The sequence below is a fragment of the Pseudomonas defluvii genome (assembly GCF_001695625.1).
GTDB classification, from domain to species: Bacteria; Pseudomonadota; Gammaproteobacteria; order Pseudomonadales; family Pseudomonadaceae; genus Aquipseudomonas; species Aquipseudomonas defluvii.
Map to the genome: position 1 here is coordinate 25,630 of NZ_MBPN01000060.1, position 6,320 is coordinate 31,949.

At 57.0% G+C, this 6,320-nt stretch carries 7 protein-coding genes and 2 pseudogenes; 8 read left to right on the forward strand and 1 reads right to left on the reverse strand.

From position 1 onward, the window contains the following. Nucleotides 1-32 precede the first annotated feature (32 nt). The 7 genes and pseudogenes from EKA13_RS16625 to EKA13_RS16655 all read left to right on the forward strand — a co-directional run bounded on the left by EKA13_RS16625 (nt 33) and on the right by EKA13_RS16655 (nt 4,490). The gene (locus tag EKA13_RS16625) at nt 33-617 is read left to right on the forward strand and encodes an Rnf-Nqr domain containing protein (protein WP_065760451.1); all 585 of its coding nucleotides are present in this window, start codon (nt 33-35) and stop codon (nt 615-617) included. Next, nucleotides 614-1,438, forward strand: a pseudogene (gene rsxB / locus EKA13_RS16630) (electron transport complex subunit RsxB); the annotation flags it as partial. The gene EKA13_RS16625 and the pseudogene rsxB, both read left to right, overlap by 4 nt. Nucleotides 1,439-1,448: 10 nt before the next feature. After that, a complete protein-coding gene (locus tag EKA13_RS16635) occupies nt 1,449-2,435 on the forward strand; it encodes an RnfABCDGE type electron transport complex subunit D (protein ID WP_065760453.1) in 987 nt (328 codons plus the stop codon). Then, nucleotides 2,432-3,049, forward strand: a complete 618-nt coding sequence (locus tag EKA13_RS16640; protein WP_065760454.1) for an RnfABCDGE type electron transport complex subunit G — start codon at nt 2,432-2,434, stop codon at nt 3,047-3,049. Before EKA13_RS16635 ends, EKA13_RS16640 begins: the two co-directional genes overlap by 4 nt. Then, nucleotides 3,042-3,560: an Rnf-Nqr domain containing protein gene (locus EKA13_RS16645; protein ID WP_065760455.1), complete on the forward strand. Its 519-nt coding sequence runs from the start codon at nt 3,042-3,044 to the stop codon at nt 3,558-3,560. The genes EKA13_RS16640 and EKA13_RS16645 overlap by 8 nt, the downstream gene beginning before the upstream one ends. Before the next feature lie 3 nt (nt 3,561-3,563). Beyond that, a complete protein-coding gene (nth, locus tag EKA13_RS16650; protein WP_065760456.1) occupies nt 3,564-4,202 on the forward strand; it encodes an endonuclease III in 639 nt (212 codons plus the stop codon). A 105-nt stretch (nt 4,203-4,307) separates the two neighbouring features. Then, on the forward strand, nt 4,308-4,490 hold the full coding sequence (locus EKA13_RS16655; RefSeq protein ID WP_065760457.1) for a PA3496 family putative envelope integrity protein: 183 nt from the start codon (nt 4,308-4,310) through the stop codon (nt 4,488-4,490). Between the two features lie 82 nt (nt 4,491-4,572). On the opposite strand, the gene EKA13_RS16660 is transcribed toward EKA13_RS16655, so the two are convergent. Next, nucleotides 4,573-5,199 carry a response regulator transcription factor gene (locus EKA13_RS16660; protein WP_065760458.1) on the reverse strand — a complete coding sequence of 209 codons (627 nt, stop codon included), beginning with the start codon at nt 5,197-5,199 and terminating at the stop codon, nt 4,573-4,575. A gap of 451 nt (nt 5,200-5,650) precedes the next feature. Here EKA13_RS16660 and EKA13_RS16665 point away from each other — a divergent pair. Continuing rightward, nucleotides 5,651-5,905: pseudogene (locus tag EKA13_RS16665) on the forward strand (hypothetical protein); the annotation flags it as partial. Nucleotides 5,906-6,320 lie beyond the last annotated feature (415 nt).

Below are 6,320 nucleotides of genomic sequence, written 5' to 3' on the forward strand. Positions count from 1 at the left end.
ATGGCTGACAGCCCTGATTTTTCGGCCCTCCAATGACAGAACTGATCGTTACGCTCATCGGCGCTGCATTGATCAACAACATCGTCCTGCACCAGGGGTTGGCCCTTGATCCCGCCCTGCGTATTGATGGCGCTGCAGACCGACACAAGATCCATGCACTGGGATTGACCACCGGCCTGCTGATGCTGAGCAGCACCCTGATCGGTCAGCTCCTCTATCGCTACCTGCTCCTGCCCTTGCAGCTGGACTATCTGCGCCTGTTCGTGTTCCTGCCATTGTGCATCGTACTGATCACGCCACTGCTTACCCTTGTCAGTCGCTGGCAGCCCCAACTGCCGCAGACGGGTCTGAAGCCTCTGCTGCTTGGCAATGCCGGCGTGCTGGCGCTGAGCCTCACCGCCAGTAGCCCTGAACTCGACGTGCTGCAGGTCATAGCCTTGAGCATGAGCAGCGGCCTGGGCTTTTGGCTGGTATTGATGCTGCTCGACGACCTTAGACAGCGTACCCTCGACAACGACGCCATACCCGAGTCCTTTCGCGGCCTGCCACTGGAGCTGATTGGCGCCGGTATCATGGCCATGGCCTTTCTCGGCCTCAACGGATTGTTTACATCATGAGTCTGATTCAACGCATCGACGCCCTGCTGCCACAGACCCAATGCGGCAAATGCGGCCACGGCGGATGCCGCCCATACGCAGAAGGCCTGGCCAAGGGCGAGGCCATCAACAAATGCCCGCCAGGCGGCGACGAAACGATCGCCGCCCTGGCCGAGCTGCTTGACGTACCGATTCTGGCGCTGGACCCCGAGCGCGGCAGTGCACCGGCTCAGGTTGCCTACATCAGGGAAGCGGAATGTATCGGCTGCACCAAATGCATCCAGGCCTGCCCGGTGGATGCGATTGTCGGCGCAGCCAAACTGATGCACACGGTCATCAGCACCGAATGCACCGGCTGCGACCTGTGTGTTGCGCCCTGTCCGGTCGACTGCATCGACTTGCTACCCTTACCGGCGAACAGCGCAATCATCCCCATCGTAGGCGGGCTGGCAACCGATGCCGAGCAACGGGCTGCACGAACCGCCAAGCGTGACCACTCCAGGCACCGTTACGAGCAACGCAACGCACGCCTGCAGCGTGACGAGGCTCGTAAACAAGCCGAACGCCTTGCCCGCAGCCAACGCCCTGCGGCCAATGCCACGACCGAAACGGCAACCGATGACCCAATCAAGGCAGCCATCGAACGCGTCAAGGCTCAAAAGATCGCCGCAGCCGATGCGGCCCTGAAGCAGGCGAAGATCGCCGCAGCCATGAGTCGCGCCCAGCTGAACAAGGCCCGTACAGCGTTCGGTGAAACCCCAAGCGATGCCCAGCATGCCCAATTACTGGAACTGGAGCGAGAGTCTCAGGCTGCACAAGCGCACCTTGAATCGCTCCAGGCAGTGAGCGAGCATGGCCGCGGCTGATGTCAGCGAGCGCCTGCGCACCGCCATGGGGCTGGTGCTGCTGGCCTGCGCCCCCGGGCTCCTGGCGTTGCTCTGGTTACACGGCTGGGGCTTGCTGCTCAACCTGCTGCTGACCAGCGTCGGGGCGCTGGCAACCGAGGCAGGCTTGCTCATGCTGATGCAGCGCCCTGTTCGGGTCGCGTTAAGCGACGGCAGCGCCTTGGTCACCGCGACATTGCTGGCCATTGCACTACCCGCCTATGCGCCCTGGTGGTTGCCGCTGATCGCCGCCAGTAGCGCGATTGCGATAGGCAAACACCTGTACGGCGGTGTGGGCAAGAATCCATTCAATCCCGCCATGCTTGGCTATGCCCTGGTCTTGCTGTCGTTCCCGGTTGCGATGACCCAGTGGCCTGCCCCCCAACCGCTGGACCTTGGCAGCAGCCTGCACCAGGTGTTTGGTATCGCCAGCAGCACTCAACCCGACGCCTGGGTACAGGCCACCGTACTGGATGGCTTGCGCAACAACCGAAGCCTGACCATGGATGAGTTGTTCGCCCAGCACCCCGGATTTGGCCATTTCGGCGGTAAAGGCACCGAGTGGGCCAGCCTTGGCTTCTTGTTGGGCGGCCTGTTCCTGCTCCAGCGCAAGGTATTCAGCTGGCACGCGCCCATAGGGCTGCTGAGCAGCCTGTTTATCATCAGTTTGTTCTGCTGGAACGGTTCGGGCTCCGACTCCCACGGCTCGCCACTGCTGCACCTGTTATCCGGCTCAACCCTGTTCGCGGCGTTCTTCATTGTCACAGAACCGGTGTCCGGCCCCAGGAGCCCCAAGGCCCGCTTGCTGTTCGGCGCAGGCGTCGGGGTATTGATCTACCTGATCAGAACATGGGGCAGCTACCCCGACGGCATAGCGTTCGCAGTGCTGCTGATGAACCTTGCGGTGCCAGCCCTTGAACGTTGGGCCGGCCGCTGGGAACGGGAGGCGACATGAACCGTACAGGTCTGCGCAGCCGCATGCTGCTGGCCGCTCTTGCGTTACTGGCAGTCGCGGTCAGCATGGCCTGGCATCACTACGCTGCCGCGCCGATCAGGGTCGCACAGGAACAACTCAAGGCACAGACATGGCTAAGCGTGCTGCCCGCTGACGCCTATGACAATAGCCCCCTGCAACACCCCATCCGCCTGAGTGATACCCGCCTGGCACATAGCACACTGCGCGCAGGCTACCGTGCGCTACTTGGCGGGCAGCCGAGCGCCGTGGTGCTGCATAGTCGTACGCAGGGCTACGGCGGCGCGCTGGACATACTGATTGCCATAGACCCCAGCGGCCGGCTGATGGGCCTGAAAGTCCTGCAACAACAGGAGACCCCGGGTCTTGGCGCACAGCTTGTAGAACCCGGCAACACGTGGCTGCAGCACTTCATCGGCCATGGGCTCACAACTACGCCCGATGCCGCCTGGGCACTGAAACGCGATAATGGCCAGTTCGACCAACTGGCCGGCGCAAGTGTGACCTCTCGCGCCGTGATCCAGGCACTACATGACGCACTGCGCTACTTCGATGAGCATGCCAAAGACCTACTCGAAGGGGCCACCGATGAATAGACACTGGCTTGCCGGCCTAAGCCTGGCACCGCTGCTGGGCGCCACGCAAACGCTGCTGCAGGGCGCTTCGATAGCAGCGCTCAGCCTACTGGCAATACTGTTGCATCGCCTCGGCATGACACCCATGAGACGGCTACTGACGGGTATCGGCGCAGAAGTCGCCAGCATGCTTTTGGCTGCAACAATCGTCACCTGCCTGGAACTGAGCCTACGCGCCTATGCCTTGGTGCTTTACCAGAGCCTGGGCCTCTACACCGCACTGATCGCGCTGCAGTGCGTGCTGTTCGAGCATGCGCTGGTACACGCCAAAAGCTGGCGCCCCCCGCTGAGCCTGTTACTCGGGTTCGCTGCACTCTGTATCAGCCTGGGTGTGGCTCGTGAGCTGATGGGCAGCGGTATGCGCCTGGCCCATCTCACCCCTGGGGCCCTGTTCCTTCTTGGCCTGTTGCTCGCCCTGTACAATAGGACCTGGCGCCGACGTGCGCCCTCTAGCTGCCAAGGAATTCGCTGACCCATGAATGCTACAAAACGCCTGGAAATATTTCGCAGGCTGCATGAAGACAATCCAGAACCGAAGACCGAGCTTGCCTACACATCGCCCTTCGAGCTGCTGATTGCGGTCATCCTGTCCGCACAGGCTACCGACGTTGGGGTCAATAAGGCCACTGCACGCCTGTTCCCGGTGGCCAATACTCCAGAGGCAATATACGCACTAGGCGTCGAGGGGCTGTCGGAGTACATCAAGACCATTGGCCTGTACAACAGCAAAGCGAAAAACGTTATCGAAACCTGCCGATTACTGGTGGAAAAGCATGGCAGTCAGGTGCCGGATAACCGTGAAGCCCTTGAGGCACTGCCTGGGGTGGGTCGAAAAACCGCTAACGTGGTGCTCAACACCGCCTTCCGACAACCCGCATTGGCTGTCGACACCCATATTTTCCGTGTCAGCAACCGCACGGGTATAGCCCCCGGCAAGAACGTTCTAGAGGTTGAAAAGGGGCTGCTGAAGTTTGTACCCAAGGCTTACCTGCTGGACGCCCACCACTGGCTGATCCTGCATGGTCGCTATGTGTGCCAGGCGCGCAAGCCACGTTGCGGCAGTTGCCGGATCGAAGACCTGTGTGATTACAAGCACAAGACTTCAGACGATTGAGCAAATAGCGAAAAAGCTGATTAGCCGATTGAAAAAATCTTTTTTACCGGACCTGAGAATCTCGTTATAAGGTGCGCCAATGGCCCTCTTGCCGTGGAGTGACTTATGAGCACCGATAAAGAAGACCTGGATCTGGATGACGACTTTACTGCCAGCGAAGATTCGCCTGTCGCGGATGTTCCGGTAGAGACGGCAAAAACCAATCTGAGTAAACGCCGCACCATTGACAACCTGCTGGAAGAGCGCCGTTTGCAGAAACAGTTGGCGGACTACGACTTCGATCTTTAACGAACAGCCGCCCAATCAACAGGGCGGCGAGTAGTGGGTTATCAAAAAGCCTCCTGGTCGGGAAGCTATTTTGAACGTCATTTCATACCAGATCGTTACGTTGAGCGAGCTCAATCAGATCAACCAGGGAGCGGGCGTTGAGTTTCAGCAGCAAACGCGTCTTGTAGGTACTGACCGTCTTGTTGCTGAGGAACATGCTATCGGCGATTTCCTTGTTGCTTTTGCCGCGCGCCAATTGTTGCAGCACCATCATTTCCCGACCCGAGAGGCGTTCGACCATCTCCGCTTCACTGGCCCCTCCCAGATTGGAACGAACCGAATGCAACGCCTGATTGGGAAAGTAGCTGTAGCCCGACAGCACAGCCTTGATTGCGCTGAGGAGCTCGGTCAAATCCTGTTGCTTGCAAACGTAACCGGCAGCCCCCGCCTGCATGCAACGCATTGAAAAATGCCCCGGCGCCTGGGATGTCAGCACCAGCACCTTCAACGCCTCCCCTGTAGAGGCCAAGCGGGTAATGACCTCAAGCCCGTCGAGTTTAGGGATTCCAATATCCAGAATAACAATGTCGGGAAGATATTCCCGGGCAAGTTGCAGTGCATCTACACCATTATCCGTCTCCGCAATGACTTCGTAACCATGCCGCTCCATCAGCATGCGTACAGCCAAACGAATGACTGGATGATCATCCACGATCAGCACTTTATTCATGGGCAAATCCAAATTTTTGCTGTTCGGTTTTTAAGCTCGCACAATATCCCATTCATTCGAAATATTGCATTCTGCTCCCGCCAAGCACTTACACTCAAAGACACGGCCTACAAAATCATAGGACAATTCCTACAAATTTTATTAATGCCAAACTCAGAAAACAGCAGCACCCGCCAAAGAAAACACAAGTAAAATCCGCTGTAAAACAACATTATCATCATTCAAAGTCACAACCTATGAAGCGACGCCACAATCATTGAAGGAAATTTCCCATAGTGCCATTAGATTAATAGAAGTTCGTAGTCCTCTTTAAAAATCACCCCATACAGCCGCCTTACGTGCCGCCTGAAACAACACATAATTACCCACCTGTACGGACTATTCGAGCGATCCTTCTGAGCATGGCGGCCCGTCATGCATCTCCGCCAAAATGAGCAGAAGGTACTGAATTATGAGCAACGCCGAACCCAAAAGTCCGTTGACCATCATCGCCATCTTCGCCGGAATCATTGAGGCCTCTGCGCTGGCCTCCCTGCCATTTCTCGGTGAAGACAGCCAAGAAATTTACACGTGGTTTCTTGTAGGGTTTCCGCCCTTCCTGACACTGCTTTTCTTTCTTACATTAAATTTCAACACACGATCACTGTATGTCCCTGACAATACTGAATCACCCACAGAGCACGCACAGGAAACAGCAGCATCGAACTGCTTGACCCAAGAAAAAAACAGCAATGAAGAGCCCATAGCCGAGCACTCTTCAAGTGCAGTTGAATATTCAACGACGGGCACGGTAAAACGCGAACAGTGTCGAGATGATCCCAATGACACACTTCATGAGAAACTCAATGAACTGTGCGAAAAACTCGCACAATTAGAACTCATGATAAACACGCCGAACAGCCCGGTTTTACCCGACAACACACCCCCATCCAGCATCTTTCTATCCGGCAGCGGCGCGAATCAGTTTATTGAACATCATGTATTAAGCGCGCTGAAGCAATCACGACTTTCACCCAGTAACGGAAGTGGAGAGTCGTTGGTTTTTTACAATATGGATGCGGGTATTCAAACGACAATTACCAATAAACCCATGTCCTCCACACCCCATAAGGCATGACCAT

Coding starts and splice junctions, on each gene's coding strand:
- EKA13_RS16625 (WP_065760451.1), top strand. CDS start 33: ATGACAGAACTGATCGTTACGCTCATCGGCGCTGCATTGATCAACAAC.
- EKA13_RS16635 (WP_065760453.1), top strand. CDS start 1,449: ATGGCCGCGGCTGATGTCAGCGAGCGCCTGCGCACCGCCATGGGGCTG.
- EKA13_RS16640 (WP_065760454.1), top strand. CDS start 2,432: ATGAACCGTACAGGTCTGCGCAGCCGCATGCTGCTGGCCGCTCTTGCG.
- EKA13_RS16645 (WP_065760455.1), top strand. CDS start 3,042: ATGAATAGACACTGGCTTGCCGGCCTAAGCCTGGCACCGCTGCTGGGC.
- nth (WP_065760456.1), top strand. CDS start 3,564: ATGAATGCTACAAAACGCCTGGAAATATTTCGCAGGCTGCATGAAGAC.
- EKA13_RS16655 (WP_065760457.1), top strand. CDS start 4,308: ATGAGCACCGATAAAGAAGACCTGGATCTGGATGACGACTTTACTGCC.
- EKA13_RS16660 (WP_065760458.1), bottom strand. CDS start 5,199: ATGAATAAAGTGCTGATCGTGGATGATCATCCAGTCATTCGTTTGGCT.